The sequence below is a fragment of the Duganella sp. sic0402 genome, assembly GCF_019219065.1.
Lineage (GTDB): Bacteria > Pseudomonadota > Gammaproteobacteria > Burkholderiales > Burkholderiaceae_D > Rugamonas.
This window is the reverse complement of record NZ_JAHUWK010000002.1, coordinates 603,044-621,425: the sequence shown is the minus strand read 5'-3', so window position 1 is coordinate 621,425 and position 18,382 is coordinate 603,044. Positions and strand designations below refer to the sequence as shown.

At 63.7% G+C, this 18,382-nt stretch carries 17 protein-coding genes; 11 read left to right on the top strand and 6 right to left on the bottom strand.

Annotated features, from left to right (window positions below):
• The first annotated feature begins 89 nt into the window (after window positions 1-89).
• Complete coding sequence (locus KW842_RS08395) at window positions 90-962, top strand: LysR substrate-binding domain-containing protein (RefSeq protein WP_218303617.1); 873 nt, start codon at window positions 90-92, stop codon at window positions 960-962.
• Between the two features lie 23 nt (window positions 963-985).
• Here KW842_RS08395 and KW842_RS08390 read toward each other — a convergent pair whose 3' ends face one another.
• Window positions 986-1,825 carry an ion transporter gene (locus KW842_RS08390; protein WP_218303616.1) on the bottom strand — a complete coding sequence of 280 codons (840 nt, stop codon included), beginning with the start codon at window positions 1,823-1,825 and terminating at the stop codon, window positions 986-988.
• Between the two features lie 134 nt (window positions 1,826-1,959).
• On the opposite strand from KW842_RS08390, the gene KW842_RS08385 reads away from it, so the two are divergent.
• Together KW842_RS08385 and KW842_RS08380 are read left to right on the top strand one after the other, a co-directional pair.
• Window positions 1,960-2,967, top strand: coding sequence for a glycosyl hydrolase 53 family protein (locus KW842_RS08385; protein WP_218303615.1), 1,008 nt, complete (start codon window positions 1,960-1,962; stop codon window positions 2,965-2,967).
• A 169-nt stretch (window positions 2,968-3,136) separates the two neighbouring features.
• A complete protein-coding gene (locus tag KW842_RS08380) occupies window positions 3,137-4,879 on the top strand; it encodes a methyl-accepting chemotaxis protein (protein WP_218303614.1) in 1,743 nt (580 codons plus the stop codon).
• 42 nt (window positions 4,880-4,921) lie between these two features.
• On the opposite strand, the gene KW842_RS08375 is transcribed toward KW842_RS08380, so the two are convergent.
• The 4 genes from KW842_RS08375 to KW842_RS08360 all read right to left on the bottom strand — a co-directional run bounded on the left by KW842_RS08375 (window position 4,922) and on the right by KW842_RS08360 (window position 11,284).
• Window positions 4,922-5,410 carry a Dps family protein gene (locus KW842_RS08375; RefSeq protein ID WP_373925151.1) on the bottom strand — a complete coding sequence of 163 codons (489 nt, stop codon included), beginning with the start codon at window positions 5,408-5,410 and terminating at the stop codon, window positions 4,922-4,924.
• A 105-nt stretch (window positions 5,411-5,515) separates the two neighbouring features.
• Window positions 5,516-6,922 carry an efflux transporter outer membrane subunit gene (locus KW842_RS08370; RefSeq protein WP_218303613.1) on the bottom strand — a complete coding sequence of 469 codons (1,407 nt, stop codon included), beginning with the start codon at window positions 6,920-6,922 and terminating at the stop codon, window positions 5,516-5,518.
• Complete coding sequence (locus tag KW842_RS08365; protein ID WP_218303612.1) at window positions 6,919-8,070, bottom strand: efflux RND transporter periplasmic adaptor subunit; 1,152 nt, start codon at window positions 8,068-8,070, stop codon at window positions 6,919-6,921. Before KW842_RS08365 ends, KW842_RS08370 begins: the two co-directional genes overlap by 4 nt.
• Window positions 8,060-11,284, bottom strand: a complete 3,225-nt coding sequence (locus tag KW842_RS08360) for an efflux RND transporter permease subunit (protein ID WP_373925150.1) — start codon at window positions 11,282-11,284, stop codon at window positions 8,060-8,062. The genes KW842_RS08365 and KW842_RS08360 overlap by 11 nt, the downstream gene beginning before the upstream one ends.
• Window positions 11,285-11,603: 319 nt before the next feature.
• On the opposite strand from KW842_RS08360, the gene KW842_RS08355 reads away from it, so the two are divergent.
• The 7 genes from KW842_RS08355 (at window position 11,604) to KW842_RS08325 (ending at window position 17,527) form a co-directional block, all read left to right on the top strand.
• A complete protein-coding gene (locus tag KW842_RS08355; RefSeq protein ID WP_218303610.1) occupies window positions 11,604-12,341 on the top strand; it encodes an alpha/beta fold hydrolase in 738 nt (245 codons plus the stop codon).
• Between the two features lie 48 nt (window positions 12,342-12,389).
• A complete protein-coding gene (locus tag KW842_RS08350; protein ID WP_218303609.1) occupies window positions 12,390-13,061 on the top strand; it encodes a heavy metal response regulator transcription factor in 672 nt (223 codons plus the stop codon).
• A complete protein-coding gene (locus KW842_RS08345) occupies window positions 13,058-14,449 on the top strand; it encodes a heavy metal sensor histidine kinase (RefSeq protein WP_218303608.1) in 1,392 nt (463 codons plus the stop codon). Before KW842_RS08350 ends, KW842_RS08345 begins: the two co-directional genes overlap by 4 nt.
• Before the next feature lie 72 nt (window positions 14,450-14,521).
• Window positions 14,522-14,965 (top strand): VOC family protein, encoded by a 444-nt coding sequence (locus KW842_RS08340; RefSeq protein WP_218303607.1) that lies wholly within the window; start codon window positions 14,522-14,524, stop codon window positions 14,963-14,965.
• A 10-nt stretch (window positions 14,966-14,975) separates the two neighbouring features.
• The gene (locus tag KW842_RS08335) at window positions 14,976-15,389 is read left to right on the top strand and encodes a YciI family protein (RefSeq protein WP_218303606.1); all 414 of its coding nucleotides are present in this window, start codon (window positions 14,976-14,978) and stop codon (window positions 15,387-15,389) included.
• Window positions 15,390-15,426: 37 nt separating this feature from the next.
• Window positions 15,427-16,239 carry a YciI family protein gene (locus KW842_RS08330; RefSeq protein ID WP_218303605.1) on the top strand — a complete coding sequence of 271 codons (813 nt, stop codon included), beginning with the start codon at window positions 15,427-15,429 and terminating at the stop codon, window positions 16,237-16,239.
• A gap of 31 nt (window positions 16,240-16,270) precedes the next feature.
• Window positions 16,271-17,527 (top strand): RNA polymerase sigma factor, encoded by a 1,257-nt coding sequence (locus KW842_RS08325; RefSeq protein ID WP_218303765.1) that lies wholly within the window; start codon window positions 16,271-16,273, stop codon window positions 17,525-17,527.
• Here KW842_RS08325 and KW842_RS08320 read toward each other — a convergent pair.
• Window positions 17,524-18,030, bottom strand: a complete 507-nt coding sequence (locus tag KW842_RS08320) for a GAF domain-containing protein (RefSeq protein ID WP_218303604.1) — start codon at window positions 18,028-18,030, stop codon at window positions 17,524-17,526. The genes KW842_RS08325 and KW842_RS08320 overlap by 4 nt on opposite strands.
• Window positions 18,031-18,186: 156 nt before the next feature.
• Between KW842_RS08320 and KW842_RS08315 the strand changes: the two genes are divergently transcribed.
• Complete coding sequence (locus tag KW842_RS08315; RefSeq protein WP_218303603.1) at window positions 18,187-18,360, top strand: hypothetical protein; 174 nt, start codon at window positions 18,187-18,189, stop codon at window positions 18,358-18,360.
• Window positions 18,361-18,382 lie beyond the last annotated feature (22 nt).

Sequence of the window (18,382 nt, the reverse complement as noted above, 5' to 3'; positions counted from 1 at the left end):
TGGAGCGGCATATTCTCGTCGACGGCTGCGGCCCGGTGAAGTAGCGGCCGCGATAAAGTCTTTAAACAAATCGTTAGCAATGGTCGGGAATGGATAAATTACGATGCATGGAAGTGCTGGTGTGCGTGGTCGAAACCGGTAATTTCACACTGGCGGGTAACAAGCTGGGCATCACCACGGTGATGGTGGGCCGGCAGATACGCCAGCTGGAGGAATTGCTGGGCACGCGCCTGCTTCAACGTAATACCCGCAAGCAAAGCCTGACCGACGCCGGCCTGCTGTTTTATCGCAGCGCCAAGGAGATACTCGACAACGTCGCCCGCGCGCAGGAAGCGGTGCGCGATGTGCAGACGGAGCCCAGCGGCAGATTGCGGGTGGCGGCGCCGGTCAGCATGGGGGGCAGCATGATTGCGCCGCTGCTGGCCAGATACCAGCAGCGCCATCCGCAAGTGGAGCTTGAGCTGGTGCTGGGCAACGCGCTGGTGAATCTGATCGACGACGGCATCGATCTCGCCGTGCGCATCGGTGTCTTGCCGGATTCCGGCCTGGTGGCGCGGCCGCTGCGGCCGTACCGGAATCGCATCTGTGCGTCGCCTGCTTATCTGGCGCGCGCGGGCGTGCCGATGGCGTGGGAGGATTTACGGCAGCATCGCTGCCTGGTGCATCCCGCATGGAACGCCAGTTGGCTGGCGAGCGACGGCAGCGTGTTGGCATGGCCGGAGCGGCAGGGCTTCTCCGCCAACGATGGCTATGCCTTGCGCGCCGCCGCGCTGGCGGGCGCAGGCCTGATCCTGCAGCCTGAAGTGCTGTTGCTGGACGCGCTGCGCAGCGGTGAGCTGGTGGAGGTACTGGATCAGTACGCTCCGCCGCCGCTCCCGGCGCACCTGCTATATTTGCAGGACCCTTACCCGCGCCGCAGGCTGGCCAGCTTGGTCGATTTTCTGCTGGCCGAACTGGGGTGATGAGGTTTGCCGGAACGCTTAGATCATGGCATCGCGGTACCACAGTCCTTGCAATACTGGGCGTCGCTGGCGTGGCCGGTGCTGTGGCAGCTGGAACAGGCCCGTAGTGGCAGGATGGCGCGGCCGCGCTGGTAGGTGATCTCGGAGCTGATGATGCCGGTTGGTACGGCCAGGATGCCCCAGCCCAGCAGCATCATGAAGGAGGCAATCGCGCGGCCGATATCCGTCTTCGGCACCAGGTCGCCAAAGCCGACCGTGGTCATGGTCGAGATGGCCCAGTAGACGGCGGTCGGAATGCTGGTGTAGCCGTTTTCCGGTCCTTCAACCACATACATCACGGTCCCCAGCAGGAACACGATCAGGAACACCACCGACAAAAACACGAAGATCTTGCGCCGGCTGGCCAGCAGCGCGTCGCCCAGCATGCTGTACTCCTGGATGTACAGCGTCAGCTTGAGGATGCGGAAGATGCGCAGCAGGCGCAGGATGCGCACGCCCAGCACCACATGCGCGGCCGGTACAAACAGCGAGATATAGCTGGGCAGGATGGACAGCAGGTCGATCACGCCGAAGAAGCTGCGCACATACACCAGCGGCCGCTGCACGCACAGGCAGCGTGCCACATATTCCAGCGTGAACAGCACGGTGAAGAACCATTCGGCGGCATGCAGCCACGCGCCGTGCTGAACAGCGATCGATTGCACGCTGCCCAGCACCACCACCAGCACGCTGAGCAGAATCGCGCCGATCAGCGCCAGGTCGAAGGCGCGGCCCTTGGGGGTGTCGGATTCAAAGATGATGGCGTACAGCTTGAGGCGCCAGCCGCCGTCCGGGCGGCCCAGGCGCTGCTGGGTGTCGTTCATGGTGGTCAGGATGAATAGTGCAATCGGCGCCTATCATACCGGCAAATGCGGATAGGCCTCGCCATATCGAAAGCGCATGGCACGCGGCATTTTCCGCATGCCTCGCCCGCACGCCTTTGGGCTAGCATGGCGGCATGAAAAAACTACTCATCACTTTGCTGATGGCGGCCGGACTGTCCGCCCACGCTGAATCCTTCGTCAAGGGCGCCGACATCGGCTGGCTGCCGCAGATGGAAGCCACCGGCTACATCTTCTATAACCAACAGGGCCGGCAGCAGGACCTGCTGCAAATCCTCAAAGACTACGGCATCAACACGGTGCGCCTGCGCACCTGGGTCAACCCGTCCAACGACAAGGCCAGCGGCCACAATAGCAAGGATGAAACCGTGGCGATGGCGGTGCGCGCGCAGAAGATGGGCATGCGCATCATGATCAATTTCCACTACAGCGACAGCTGGGCCGATCCGCAGCAGCAGCGCAAGCCCGCCGCCTGGGCCGGGCACGATTTCCCGCAATTGCTGAACGATGTGTATGCGCACACCCATGAGGTGATGAGCGCGTTGCAGCAGGCCGGCGTGACGCCGGAGTGGGTACAGGTCGGCAATGAAACCCGCACCGGCATGCTGTATCCGGAAGGCCATACCGATAACTGGCCGCAGCTGGCGCAACTGATCAATCGCGGCTACGACGCGGTAAAAGCGGTCAGTCCCAGCTCCAGGGTCATCCTGCATCTGGACCGCGGCAATGACCGGCAGTGGTTCCGCACCTGGTTCGATAACGCCACCGCCAATGGCGCAAAGTATGATGTGATCGGCCTGTCCTACTACCCGTACTGGTTGGATGGCCGCCCCGATTACACGTTGTCGATCGATGATCTGGCGACTAATATGAATCAACTGGCGGCGCGCTACGGCAAGGAGGTGATGGTGGTGGAAGTCGGCGGCGAAGACACGCAAGCGCAGAATACCTATGACATGCTGGTGGCCGTGCAGCAGAAGGTGAGGGCGGTGCCGGGCCACAAAGGCCTGGGTGTGATTTACTGGGAGCCGCAAGGTGCGCGCAGCTGGAGCCACTATGAGCTGAGCGCCTGGGGTGCAGACGGGCGTCCAACCAAGGCGATGGAGGCGTTCCTGGCCAAATAGAGACTAGGGCTGAGCCTGCGGATATTTCTTGTTATATGGAAATTATTCAGCTAAGCTAGCCGCAACCCTATCTCTGTCGTCATGCCACCTCTCGCATGGCGGACTCTCTTTTTACGGCCCCACCCCCGCCGTGTTCGAACTCTTTTAGCTCACTCAATAGGAAACTTTCATGTTTGCTAACCTGAAGATTCGTACCCGGCTGGTCGGCACCATGGCCCTGCTCGGCGTACTCATTATTTTTATCGGCGTCAAAGGCATTTTGGCGTTGCACGATTCCAACAATGTGCTGAAGGATGTGTACAGCAATTCGATGGTGTCGATGAAGGCGATTTACGAAGCGCAGATTCAGATTGACCGCGCGCGCCTGTCGCTGGACCGCATTGCGCTGGCGCCGGATGCGCCGAACGTGCCGGAAACCTTGCAGCGCACCCAGAGCTTCATCGAGGGCAGCGATAAATTCTGGAAGAGCTACTACTCGCTGCCGTTCGGCGACGGTGAAAAAGAGCTGGCCGACAAGGTCGCCGCCCAGCGCGATGCGTTGGTCAAGGACGGTCTGCTGGTTGCCATCAAGGCCATCAACGAGAAGAACAAGCCTGAAATTGAGCGCTTGATGCTGAGCGAAATCACGCGCCTGTTCCGCCTTTACACCGAGAGCTCCGAGAAGCTCTCGGGCTACCAGCTGAAAGCCACGGCCGACCAGTATGACGCCAGCCAGGCCGCCTATCAGCGCAATATGATGCTGGCGATCAGCGCAATCGTGGTTGGTATTGTGCTGGCCGGTGTGTCCGGCGTGCTGTTGCTGCGTGCCGTCATGGGCCCGCTGAACCAGGCGATTGCGCATTTCCACGCCATGGCGCAAGGCAATCTGTCCAACCGTATTGAGCTGGGCCGTAAAGATGAAATGGGCGAGATGATGGAAGGCCTGCAGCAGATGCAGGAACGCCTGGCCGGTACGGTGCGCAGCGTGCGTGAAGGCAGTGACGCCATCGCTACTGCTTCCAGCGAAATCGCTGCCGGCAATCTGGATCTGTCGCGCCGCACCGAGCAGCAGGCCGCCAGCCTGGAAGAGACTGCCTCGTCACTGGAAGAACTGACTTCCACCGTGCGCCAGAACTCGGACAATGCACGCCAGGCCAATACGCTGGCGACTTCCGCGTCGGATATCGCGGTCAAGGGCGGCGAGCTGGTGACGCGCGTGATCGATACCATGGGTTCGATTACCCAGTCGTCCGACAAAATCGCCGACATTATCGGCGTGATCGACGGCATCGCCTTCCAGACCAACATCCTGGCGCTGAACGCGGCGGTGGAAGCAGCGCGTGCCGGCGAGCAGGGCCGTGGCTTTGCTGTGGTGGCCACCGAGGTGCGCAACCTGGCCCAGCGTTCGGCGGCGGCAGCCAAGGACATCAAGGCACTGATTACCGATTCGGTGGAGAAGGTCGGCAGCGGCAGCGCCTTGGTCAATGAAGCTGGCACCACGATGGAAGAGATCGTCACCAGCGTGAAGCGCGTGACCGATATCATCAGCGAGATCAGCTCAGCTGGCCGCGAGCAGGAAATCGGCATCGAGCAGATCAATACCGCAGTGGCCGAGATGGATACCGTGACGCAGCAGAATGCCGCGCTGGTGGAAGAAGCCGCCGCTGCATCACAGGCGATGCAGGAGCAGGCGGTCAAGCTGGCCGAGATGGTGTCGGTGTTCCAGGTGGAAGGCGGCAATATCGCGCCACGCAAGACTGCTTCGGCACCGGCAGCAGCCCGCGCCAGGCCTGCGGCAGCAGCGACCACGGCACGCAAGCCAGCGCTGAAACTGGCGCCCAAGCCAGCCGCCAAGGCCAAGCCGGCCGCAGCGCCATCCGGTACGACACGCAAGGCGCCGGCGGATGAAAGCCAGGAGTGGGAAGAGTTCTAATCCCTCCCCAAAAAGAAAGCCGGCTTGAAAGCCGGCTTTTTTTTACTCTTCCAGCAGACTGCGCAACATCCACGCGGTTTTCTCGTGGACATCCAGACGCTGGGTCAGCAGGTCAGCGGTAGGCTGATCGTCGGCCTCGTCCACGACCGGCAGCAGCTTGCGCGCGGTGCGGGCGGTGGCTTCCTGTGCTGCCACCAGGTGGCGCACCATGTCCAGCGCTTGCGGCACGCCTTCAACTTCCTTGATGGTCGCCAGCTTGGCGAACTGGGCGTAGGTGCCCGGCGCCGGATAGCCGAGTGCGCGGATGCGTTCGGCGATCTGGTCCAGCGCGGTCCATTGTTCGCTGTACTGCGTCATGAACATCTGGTGCAGCGAGTTGAACATCGGACCTTTGACGTTCCAGTGGAAGTTGTGGGTCATCAGGTACAGCGTGTAGCTGTCGGCCAGCAGGCCGGACAGGCCGGCGGCGATCTTGGCGCGGCTTTTTTCGGTCAGACCGATATCGATCTTGATAGGTTTAACAGCCATCATCTCACTCCTTGGTTGGTCATTCGACTCTGCCATTGTAGCGCCATGCGGCCGAACGCGCCTGTCCCGCTTGCCATAGCTGTTAGCTGTTCAACTTAGCTGTCCAGCTTAGCCGGCCACCCAGCCGCCGCCGATGGCTTTGACCAGCTGCACGCCAGCCTGGCGGTAGCGGGTGGTCAGGTCCAGCTCGCTGCGGCGGGATTGCAGGTAGGCAGTCTGCGCCGTCACCACTTCCAGATAACTGGCCGCGCCCTGATCGTAACGCTTGGTGGCCAGGTCGAGTGCGCGCTGCGCGGCGGAGGCGGCCAGGTGATCGGATTTGGCCGCTTCGTCATAGTTGTTGAGCAGCGTCAGCTGATCTTCCACCTGCTGGAACGCGGTCAGCACCACCGAACGGTAGCGCTGGCCGGCCTCGTCCAGGGCGGCTTCCGCGCCGGCGATCTGCGCCTTGCGGCGGCCGCCATCCAGCAGGTTGACTGCCAGCGTTGGGCCAACCGCCCAGAACAGATTGGAGGCGCGCGCGAAGCGGTCAAAGTCGCTGGTCTGGTAACCGCCCGACACGCCCAGCGTCAGCGACGGGAACAGTGCGGTGCGGGCGATGCCCAGCTGGTCGCTGGCGGCGGCCACGCGCAGCGCGGCGGCGGCGATGTCCGGACGGCGCTGCAGCAGCTGCGACGGCACGCCGATCGGCAGCGCCGGCGTGACGAAGGCGCCGCGTTCATCGGACGCGACGCTGAAACTGGCGGCGTTGGCGCCGACCAGCGCGGCAATCGCGTGTTCCTGCACATTGCGCTGCGCTTGGCGCTGGCGCAGCAGCGAGCGGGTCGATTCCAGCTGTGTTTCGGCGCGCGCCAGGTCCAGGCCGGAGGCGGTGCCGCCGTCGTGGCGGCGGGTCATCAGCTCGGCCTGGCGCTTGTAGGCGGCTTCGGTTTCGCGCAGCAGCTTGAGGTCGGCGTCGGCGCCGCGCAGGGCCAGCAGCGTATCGGCCAGCTGGATTTGCAGCGATAGCCGGGCGGCGGCCAGATCGGCGCCGGCGGCTTTCTCCTGCGCCTCGCCAGCGCTGACCTGCTTGCTGATACGGCCCCACAGGTCCACTTCATAGCCCAGGTCGAATTGCAGCGTGCCGCTGTTGTACTCGGACGGCGAGGTGGCGCCGCGCAGCGGCCGCAGGTCGGACTGGCGCAGGCGCTGGCCATTCAGCGACGCGCCCAGCGTCGGCGATTGCGCCGAGCGGGCCACGCCGGTGGCGGCCTGTGCCTGCTGGTAGCGCGCCAATGCGCTGGCCAGGTCCGGACTGTTGGCGATCAGCTGCTGTTGCAGCGCGTCCAGCTGCGGATCGTTGTACATGGTCCACCAGTCGGCCGGCAACTGCGGCGCCTTGGTGCTTGCGTCGGTCCAGCCGGCGGGAATATCACGGAAGCTGTCGGCCAGTGGCACGGCTGGTGGTTGTTGCACCGGTGCCTGTGCGCAGGCGGCCAGCGCCAGGGCCAAGGTGGTAGCGTAGAGGACCTTCACAGCTTGGCCTTTGCGTTGTTGGCAGCGGCCACGCGCACTTGGTCGCCGGTGGCGACGCCATCTGGCGGGTTGGCGATGACCTGGTCGTTGCGGTCGATGCCGGACGCCACTTCCAGTACATTGCCAAGGTCACGGCTGACGGTGATCGGTTTCACCACCACGCGGCCGTCCTTGCCGACGGTGGCCACTTGCGTGCCGGCCTTGTTGAAAATCAGCGCGCTCGGCGGAATGCTCAGCGCGGTGCTGGCCAGCGGCGTGTTGAAATGGATGGCAGCGTAGCCGCCCGGCAGCAGCTCGCGGCTGTCGTTCTGCACGGTCAGCTGTACCAGCATGGCGCCGGAACTGGCGTTGATGGCTTGCGCCAGCGACTGTACGGTGGCGGTATAGACCTTGCCCGGACGCTCAGGGACGCTCAGCTCGGCCTTGTCGCCGACCTTGATCGCGGCCACCTGGCGCTGCGGCACATTGACGTAGACGCGCAGACGGCTGATGTCGGACACCACAAACAGTTCCGAGCCGGGCGAGCCGCCGACGCTGATCAGCGCACCGACGTCGGTATTGCGCGCGGTGACCACGCCGTCGAACGGCGCCACCAGGCGGGTATAACGCTGCAGCGCCTGCACCCGGTCGACATTCGCCTGCATGGCGTTGACCGCTGATTGCTTGGCTGCCAGGTCGCCGGCTTTCTCGTCGGCTTCCTGGCGCGAGACGGCGTCCGCCGCCAGCAGACCTTGCCAGCGCTTGGCGGTGCTGGTGGCCAGCGTCAGGTTGCTGCGCGCGGTCGCCAGTTCGGCCTTGGCTTGCAGCAGCTGCTGGTCCAGGTCGGGCGTTTCGATGTCGGCCAGCGTCTGGCCGGATTTGACTGGCGCGCCGATATCGACGTTCCAGTTCTTCAGGTAGCCGCTGACGCGCGCATAGATCGGCGCGCGCGCCCACGGTTCGATGCGGGCCGGCAGTTCCAGCGCCTGGCCGGCGGCCTGGCCTGGCGGCAGGATGCTGACCAGCGGCACGACTGGCGTGTTGGCTTGCTTGACTTGTTCGGCTTGCGACTGGCGGCTTATCACGCCGGCCGCCACCAGCGCGGCAGCGACGACGATCAGACCCAGGGCCAGCGGCTTGTGACCCATACGAGTGGTGTTAGTTGGCATGGACAGGTGCTCCGGAAATAGGTTGGTCGTTGGAGGTCGTTTTGGGCGCGTGCTTCTTGTGCACCAGGCTGAATACCACAGGCACGAACAGCAGCGTGGCGGTGGTGGCGAAGATCAGGCCGCCGATCACGGCGCGGCCCAGCGGCGCGTTCTGCTCGCCGCCGTCGCCGAGGCCGAGCGCCATCGGCAGCATGCCGATGATCATCGACAGCGCGGTCATCAGCACCGGACGGAAGCGCACCGAGCCGGCTTCCAGCGCGGCGGCGGTGGCGTCGCCCAGTTCGTCCAGGCGTTCACGCGCAAACGAGATCACCAGCACCGAGTTGGCGGTGGCCACGCCCATGCACATGATGGCCCCGGTCAGCGCCGGCACCGACAGCGTGGTATTGGTCGCAAACAGCATCCAGACGATGCCGGCCAGCGCCGCTGGCAGCGCCGAGATGATCACCGCCGGGTCCAGCCAGGACTGGAAGTTGACCACGATCAGCAGGTAGATCAGTACCACCGCGCCGAGCAGGCCGAACAGCAGGCCGGAGAAGGCGCGGTCCATGGTCTTGACCTGGCCCAGCATCTGCACCGTCGAGCCTTTCGGCAGATCGGCCTTGCTTGCTTCGATGGCCAGGTTAATATCCTTGGCCACCGAGGCCAGGTCGCGGTCCTGGGTGGCGGCGTAGATCTGCACCATCGGCTGGATGTCGTACTGGCTGACAATGGCCGACTGGGTGCCGCGCTCAAAGCGGGCGACGCCGCCCAGCGTGGCGTTGCCGGTGGTCGCGCCGTTGCCGACCGGCAGGTTGGCCAGCGCCGACAGCGAATCCATCTGCGGCTGCGGGGTCTGCATCACGATCGGGTAGCTGACGCCGTTGGCCGGATTCAGCCAGAAGGTAGGCGCTACCTGCGACGAACCTGCCAGGTTGACCACCATGCTGTTGGTGATGTCACGCGTGGTCAGGCCCAGCTGCTGCGCCTGGGTGCGGTCGATATCGACATTGAACACCGGCGACTTGTTGGACTGCTGTATGCGCGCGTCGGCCACGCCAGGAATGGCGCGGATGCGCTTCAGCAGCTTGTCGGCGTAGACATAGTTGTCGCCAATTTTCGCACCACGGATCTGCACGTCAATCGGCGCCGGTGAACCGAAGTTCAGGATCTGGCTGACGATGTCGGCAGGCGGGAAGGAGAAGGTGGTGTCCGGGAATTCTTCCGGCAGCACCTTGCGCAGCTTGCGCACGTATTCGGCGGTCGGCGCGTGCTCCTCGCCGAGGGCGATCTGGAAGTCGCCGTCCTGCGTGCCCATCATGCCGGTGTTGTTGTACACCATATTGATTGAGCTGGCCGGCATGCCGATGTTGTCGGTCATGGTGACGATTTCGTTGGCCGGGATCACGCGGCGGATCGCCTGTTCGATGCGCGCAAAGCGGGCGGCGGTTTCCTCGATACGGGTGCCGACCGGCACGCGCACGTGGATCAGCACCTGGCCGGAATCGACCGCCGGGAAGAAGTTACTGCCCAGGAAAGGCACCATCGAGAACGAGGCCAGCACCACCAGCATGAAGCCGATGATGAAGCGCTTGCGGTTGACCACCGCCGCTGCCAGTATGCCGCTGTAACCGGCGCGCAGACGCTCGAAGCGGGCTTCGAAGCCGCGCTGGAAACGCACCAGCGGATTGCGCGATGGCTCGGGCGTGCCATGGCCGCCGTGGCCGTGGGCATGGCCTTCGCCGGTGTCGTGCGGCTTCAGCAGGTAATTGGCCATGGTCGGCACCAGCGTGCGCGACAGGATGAAGGAGCAGATCATGGCGAAAATCACCGCCTCGGCCATCGGCACGAACAGGAAGCGCGATACGCCGTCGAGGAAGAACATCGGCACGAACACGATGCAGATACACAGCAGCGACACGAAGGCCGGCGTGGTGATCTGCGCCGCGCCGTCCAGAATCGCCATTTCCACCGGCTTGCCGTGTTCCAGGTGCCAGTTGATGTTTTCGATGGTCACCGTGGCGTCATCGACCAGGATGCCGACCGCCAGCGCCAGGCCGCCCAGTGTCATCAGGTTCAGCGATTCGCCGATCGCCGACAGGGCGATGATGGAGCCGAGAATGGACAGCGGGATCGATACCGCGATGATGATGGTGGAGCGCCAGCTGCCGAGGAACAGCAGGATCATCAGGCTGGTCAGCGCGGCGGCGATCACGCCTTCCGAGGCCACGCCCTTGATGGCGGCGCGCACGAAGACCGACTGGTCGTTGATCGGCGTGACCGTCAGCGCTTCCGGCCAGCCGACTTTCAGCGTATCGATCTTGGCGCGGATGCCATCGACAATCGCCAGCGTCGAGGCCGAGCCGTTCTTCAGCACCGACATCAGCACCGAGCGGCTGCCGTCTACGTGTACCACGTTGGTTTGCGGCGCGTTGCCGTCGTGGATGTTGGCGATGTCACCCAGGTAAATGGTCGCGCCATTCACTACGCGCACCGGCAGACGCGCCAGGTCGGCGATGGCCGATGGCGCGCTGTTCAGCTGGATGGTGTATTCCAGGCTGTCGATTTTCTGCGTGCCCACCGGGGTCAGCACATTCTGCGCCGCCAGCGCGTTGGCGATGTCCTGCGCCGACAAGCCGCGCGCCTGCAACAGCGCCGGGTCGACGTCAATCTGCACCTGGCGCTGCTTGCCGCCGTAAGGCAGCGGAATCGCCGCGCCGGGCACGCTGACCAGCGGTGTGCGCACCGTGTTGGTGCCGAGGTCGGACAGCTGCTGTTCGGACAGGCCCTTGCCGGACAAGGCCACTTGCAAGATCGGCACGGTGGCGGCGTTGTAATTGATCACCAGCGGAGGCGTGATACCGGCCGGCATCTGGCGCAGCAGCGCCTGTGAAATCGCCGTCACCTGTGCATTGGCGACGGCGATATTGACGCCGGGCTGGAAGAAGATCTTGACGATGCTGACGCCGGTGTAGGTGTTGGCTTCGATGTGTTCGATGTCGTTGACGGTGGTAGTCAGCGCGCGCTGGAACTGGGTCGAGACGCGGCCGGCCATCTGGTCGGGCGGCTGGCCGGTGTACTGCCAGGCGACGGCGATCACCGGAATTTTAATATCCGGGAAGATGTCGGTTGGCGTGCGCAGCGCCGCCAGCGGACCGACGATCAGCAGCAGCAAGGCCATGACCACAAAGGTATAGGGACGCCGTAGCGCCACGCGGACGATTTCAATTAACACAAAGTTACCCCCAGGGACATACTGACCGGACACTATAGCGCGGTGCAGCATTTTGAATAATGCAGCGGAACCGCATGACCCTATGAGCCAGATTAATCAATCCCCTGAATCATATGACCGTGCGATGCTGTAGTGCAGCGAAGTTATACATTAGTGAAGGATTTTAGCGTTTTAATGCTGACCGTTGACTTGAGAATTGTTTCTATCATGTATCACGGTGTATCGGGCGTGCTTGTCATCTGTTTGTAATGTGGCCGTCATCTTGCGGTCAGGGCGGGATTTCTATACTGGGCTCACATTCACTCATCAAGGAATCACCATGAAAAAGCTGTTACTTGCCGGCGCCTGCGCCTTACTGTTTTCGGGCGCGGCGTCGGCCGCCGTTAATAATATCGTCTTGGTTCACGGCGCGTATGCCGATGGATCGTGCTGGAATGAGGTCATCGCCTTGCTGCAAAAGGCCGGCAAGCATGTGACCTCGGTACAGAATCCGCTGACCTCGCTGGCAGATGACGCCGAGGCCACCCGCCGCGTGCTGGCCTTGCAGGATGGGCCGGCGGTGCTGGTTGGCCACTCGTGGGCCGGCACGGTGATCAGCGAAACGGGCAACGACGCCAAGGTGGCGGCGCTGGTCTACGTGGCGGCGCGCGCGCCGGACGCCGGCGAAGACTACGCCGCGCTGGCGGCCACCTTCCCGGCGGCGCCAGCCAGCAAGGGCCTGGTCAAGTCGGCGGACGGCTTTGCCCAACTGAGCGAGGAAGCCTTCGTGCGCGACTTTGCAGGCGATCTGGACCCGGCGCGTGCGCGGGTGCTGTATGCGGGGCAGGGACGTATCTCGCAAACCCTGTTCAGCAGCCGCACCACCCAGGCGGCATGGAAGGTCAAGCCGACTTACTATGCGGTGTCGGCCAACGACCGCACCACGTCGCCGGAACTGGAGCGCTTTCTGGCCAAGCGCATGGGCGCCAAGACGATCGAACTGGCATCCAGCCACCTGTCGATGATCTCGCACGCTGACCAGATCGCGCAGCTGATTCTGGAAGCTGCTTCCAAATGACAGATTTGTAATCCCCGCCGCCGCAAAAAGGCCGACAATAAGGGCATCATGAAAATACTGATTGTTGAAGACGAACCGAAGGCGGGCGATTATCTGGTCAAGGGCTTGCAGGAATCCGGCTATGTGGCGGACCTGGCGCGCAATGGCGTCGATGGTCTGGCGCTGGCGCTGGAACACGACTATGAGCTGATCGTGCTGGATGTGATGCTGCCGCAGATGGACGGCTGGAAGGTGCTGGCGCGGCTGCGCGAACGCAAGCAGACGCCGGTGCTGTTCCTGACCGCGCGCGACGAGGTGGCGGACCGCGTCAAGGGCCTGGAGCTGGGCGCGGACGACTATCTGGTGAAGCCGTTTGCGTTCGCCGAGCTGCTGGCGCGGGTCAAGACGCTGCTGCGCCGTGGCCCGGTGCGCGAGGCCGACGTGCTGCGCGTGGCCGATCTGGAAATCGATGTACCGCGACGGCGCGTGACGCGCGGCGGCCAGCGCATCGATCTCACCGCCAAGGAATTCGCACTGCTGCATCTGCTGGCCAAGCGTCAGGGCGAGGTGCTGTCGCGCACGCAGATCGCCTCGATGGTGTGGGATATGAATTTCGACTCCGATACCAATGTGGTCGATGTGGCGGTCCGCCGCCTGCGCGCCAAGGTCGACGATCCGTATCCGCTCAAGCTGGTGCAGACCATGCGCGGCATGGGCTATCTGCTGGAGGCGCGCGAATGAATCCGGTGCGGCGGCCGATGTCGCTGACGCTGCGCGTGGCGCTGTTGCTGTCGGCCGTGGTGGCGGCCAGTTTCCTGGCGGTCGGTGCCTATCTGTACCACACCTTGCAGCGCCAGATGGCGTATCGCGACGACGCCGAGTTGATCGGCAAGGTCGATCAGATACGCCGCATCATCGCCGGCCTGCCGTCAGCCGCAGCGATAGCGCAGGATCAGGGACCGCTGACCGACACGCTGTTCGGCCACAACGATTTCATGCTGAAGGTCAGCGCCGCTGATGGCCGCGCGCTGTTGCAGACCTCGCTGACCTCGCGGCCGCTGCCGCAGGTGGACAGCGTGCCGGCGCGACGCACGCTGACGCTGGAGGATATCCACGACTGGCAACCGGCCGCCGGCGTTGGCCGCATGGTGCGCGCGACTGGCATGGCAGGCAACGAGCCGGTGCAGATCACGCTGGCGCGCGAGCGCTCCGACCGGCTCAAATTGCTCAGTAATTACTCCGTCGACCTGCTGCTTGCGCTGTGCGGCGGCGCGCTGCTGGCGACGCTACTGGGCTATGTGGTGGTGCGGCATAGCATGCGGCGTTTGCGCAGCGTCATCGCCAAGGCCAACCAGATCCACACCAGCCGCCTCAACACCCGCTTGTCGGTGCAGGATGCGCCAGTCGAGCTGCGCGAAATGGGCGAAGCCTTCAACGCCATGCTGAACCGGCTGGAAGACGGTGTGCAGCGCCTGTCTGGCTTTGCCGCTGACCTGGCGCATGACATGCGCACGCCGGTCAACACGCTGATGGTCGAGACGCAGGTGGCGCTGGCGCGCCAGCGCAGCGCGGAGGAATACCAGCAACTGCTGGCTTCCAACCTGGAGGAGTACGAACGGCTGGCGCGCATGATCGAGAACACGCTGTTCCTGGCGCGGGTCGACAACGCCCAGCTGGCGTTGCAGCGGGTGACGCTGGACCTGTCGGCCGAGCTGCAGCGCATCCACGACTATTTCGAGATTCTGGCGGAGGATGTCGGCGTGCGCCTGAGCGTTGACGCCCAACCACTGCAAGCCGATATCGACCCGGTGCTGTTGCAGCGCGCCGTCAACAACCTGGTCGCCAACGCCATCCGCCATACGCCGCAGGGCGGCACGGTGGCGCTGTCGGCGCACGCGGTGCCGGATGGCATCGAGATCACCGTCAGCAACAGTGGCCCCGGTATCGCGCCGGAGCATCTGCCGCACATTTTCGACCGCTATTACCGCGCCGATCAGGCGCGTACCTCCGGCGCCGGACTGGGCCTGTCTATCGTCCGCGCCATCATGGAATTGCACGGTGGAAAAATTTCACTGGATAGCCGCCCAGGGGAGCAAACCCGATTTTCTCTGCTGTTCAAAAAAATTTAAAAAAAAGTGTCGATTTCCGCTGCGTTGCTTCGTCGTGGGTATAGAGTAAGCATTCAACCAGAGGAGACCACCATGATCGACAATATCACCGCACACCTGGTATGCGAAGGCGCCGCCGACGCCATCGCGTTTTACAAAAAAGCCTTCAACGCCGTTGAATTGATGCGCCTGCCCGGCCCGGACGGACGCCTGATGCATGCGTCGCTGCAGATCGGTGCATCAACGTTGATGCTGGCCGATGATTTCCCCGCCTATGGCGGCTTGGGCCCCAAAGCGCTGAAAGGCAGCCCGGTCACGCTGCATCTGTATTCGCCAGACGTCGACGCCGCCTTCAAGCAGGCGGTGGACGCTGGCGCCACGGTACGCATGCCGGTAGCGGACATGTTCTGGGGCGATCGTTATGGCCAGGTGACCGACCCGTTCGGCCATCACTGGTCGATCGCCACCCACGTGCGCGATGTGTCGCCGGAAGAAATGGCGGAAGCGATGAAGCAGATGCCGTCCGGCGGTCAGTAAGGAGAGCCGCATGCGATTCATGATCTTGGTGAAAGCCACCGCCGACTCGGAAGCCGGCAAGCTGCCCAGCACGGAACTGATGACGGCGATGGGCAAGTTCAACGAGGAACTGGTCAACGCTGGCGTGCTGCTGGCCGGCGAAGGCCTGCATCCGAGCGCCAAGGGCGCGCGCATCCGCTTTGACGGCGCCAGCCGCGCCGTGATTGACGGCCCGTTTGCCGCTACCAGCGAATTGGTGGCCGGTTTCTGGCTGATTCAGGTGAGTTCAAAGCAGGAAGCGATCGAGTGGATGAAGCGTTGCCCGAACCCGTTCGACACGCCATCCGAGATCGAAATCCGCCAGGTGTATGAAATGAGCGACTTCGGCGAGGCCATGACACCGGAATTGGCGGACCAGGAGGCCGCTTTGCGGGCGCGCTTGTGATACCTTATTACCTCAGTCTAGTCAGGAGCTTGATGTAATGGAATTCATGGTACTGCGCCGCGCGAATCAGAGCACGGAACGAGGAATACAGCCGCCGGCGCTGGAGCCGGGCACCTTCCTGCGCCCCAGCGCGGAAGCGGTGCGGCTGCATCGCCGCGACGGCGAGTGGACTGAGGTGCGCGGGCCGTTCTCGCCGAAGGAGCTGGTGGCCGGGTTTGTGTTGCTGGAAGCCGAGTCGCGCGAGGACATCATCGAGCAGGTGCGCTGGTGGCCGCTGTTCGATAGCGGCGCAGTGTATGAAATCCGCGACGCAGGCTGTCCCGGCAATTGCATCGGCTTTGACGAGCGCGGCACGGCGGCCGGCACCATCCCGCAACGCCAGGAGACGCTGACGCGCTACGTGGTATTCCTGCGTTCTGACGCGGATGCCGAAGCGGATGCCGTGCCGCCGCCGGAAGTCATCGATGTCATGAACCAGCATAATGAAAGCGGCGTGCAGCGAGGCGTGTTGCTGGCCGGCGAAGGCCTGAAAGGCAGCGGCAGCGCCGCGCGCGTGCATTATGCGAATTCCAAAACCACGGTGGTGGATGGACCGTTCACCGAAGTGAAGGAACTGATCGCCGGCTACTGGATGTTGCAGGCCGCCTCGCAGCAGGAGGCGATTGCCTGGGCCAAGGCTTACCCATATCCGCAACCGGGCGACATCACACTGGAAATCCGCGAGGCGTGCGAGCGCAAGTTACATGTGGAATTCACGCCGGAGATGGTGAAGGCGGAGGAGCGCTTGCGTGCCGAGCTGCTGGAAGCGGGCATGCGCAACGCCTTCAGCAAAGCCAGCCGTGGCGGCTGATGTCCACCAGATTGTCGACGCAGTATGGCGGATGGAGTCCGCCAAAATCATCGCCGTGCTGGCGCGCATGCTGCGCGATGTCGGGCAGGCCGAGGAACTGGCGCAGGACGCGCTGGTGCTGGCGCTGGAGCGCTGGCCGGGCACTGGCGTGCCGGACCAGCCGGCCGCGTGGCTGACTACAGTCGCCAAGAATCGCGCTCTGGATGTGCTGCGGCATCGTCAGCTGCACCAGCAGAAAGAAGCGGCGATCAGCTATGAACTCGACAGCCAGTTGCAGGACGCCGCGCCCAACCTGGAAGCGGTGGTGGCCGAGTCGCTGGAGAATGATATCGGCGACGACTTGCTGCGGCTGGTGTTTGTCGCCTGCCACCCGGTGCTGCCGACCGATGGCCGGGTAGCGCTCACCTTGCGTCTGCTGGGCGGCTTGAGTACCGATGAAATTGCCCGTGCCTTTCTGGTACCGGAGAAAACCGTGGCGCAGCGCATTGTGCGCGCCAAGCGCACGCTGGCAGAAGCCAAAGTGCCGTTTGAAGCGCCGCGCGCGCACGAGCTGGGCGAGCGCCTGGCCTCGGTGCTGCAAGTGATCTATTTGATTTATAACGAAGGCTATGCGGCCAGCGCAGGCGCTGACTGGATGCGGCCGGCGCTGTGCGAAGAGGCGCTGCGGCTGGGGCGCATCCTGGCGGAATTGCAGCCGCGTGAACCGGAAGTGCATGGGCTGGTGGCGCTGATGGAAATCCAGTCGTCGCGCGCCCGCGCCCGGCTCGGGCCGAGCGGCGAGCCGGTCCTGTTACTGGAGCAGGACCGGGCGCGCTGGGACCAGTTGCTGATACGCCGTGGCCTGGCTGCATTGGGGCGATCCGAACAGCTGGCGCTGGCAGATGATGCGTCGAGCACTGGCGGCACGCGCGGCTTGGGCCCATACGCCTTGCAAGCCGCCATCGCCGCCTGTCACGCCCGCGCGCGGCGCGCGGCGGACACTGACTGGCAGCGCATCGCCGCGCTGTACGACGCGCTGGCGCAATTATCGCCGTCGCCGATCGTCGAGCTGAATCGCGCCGTGGCGCTGTCGATGGCGTATGGACCGCAAGCGGGATTGGATGTGGTGGATAGCCTGCTGGATGCGCCGGCCTTGAAGAACTACCATCTACTGCCCAGCGTGCGCGGCGACCTGCTGGCCAGGCTGGGGCGCGCCAGCGAAGCGCGCGCCGAATTCACGCGCGCCGCGTCGCTGACGCGGAATGAGCGCGAACGCCAGCTGCTGCTGGCGCGTGCGCAGGCTGATTAAGCCAGGCTTGCTTCCAGCACCTTGACCAGCGATTCGATGCCGTCGGCGTCGGTCTGGTCGAAGCGGTTCGGCAGCGGGCTGTCCAGGTCGAACACGCCGACGATGGCGCCGTCCGGGCCGCGCACCGGCACCACCAGTTCCGAACGCGAGTTGACGTCGCAGGCGATGTGACCAGGGAAGGCGTGCACGTCAGGCACGACGATGGACTTGCCTTCCACTACGGTGGTGCCGCAGACGCCACGGCCTTTCTTGATGCGGATGCAGGCCGGCTTACCCTGGAACGGGCCCAGCACCAGTTCATCGCCTTTGAGGAAATAGAAGCCGGCCCAGTTCAGGCCCGGCATGCTGTTGAATACCAGCGAGCTGAAATTGGCGGTGTTGGCGATCAGGTCGGTTTCGCCGTGGACCAGGCCCTGCAGTTGCGGGCGCAGATCGTTGTACATGGCGTTTTTCGCGTCGGCGCTGTCGGTGCCGTAAGCGGTGTCGCTGAGGGTGAAGGTCATGATGTGTTATTCAGTAAATAAGCAAGCGCGGACGCGCCAAGGGCTATATGGTAGCCGATTGTCCGCCAGCGCGCGAAATAGGCAGTATCCGATAGCGCCGGCGGCGGATGTGCGCTACTCTGATCGACGGCGCCATGTCGCCAGAGTGGAGGAATTATGTCTGCCAGAAAATCATCGCGTTCCGTCAAACACAAGTTTCCTGCAACTACGCCCACGCCACCGCCGCCCCCCATCGATATCGAAGCCATGTTGATGGTCGGCGAGGAACGCGTGCCTCTCCAGCCCGACGAGAATGACAACGTCAGCTTCATGGCGGAACGGATCGAATAGGTGCGTTGTCTGACAGACTGAA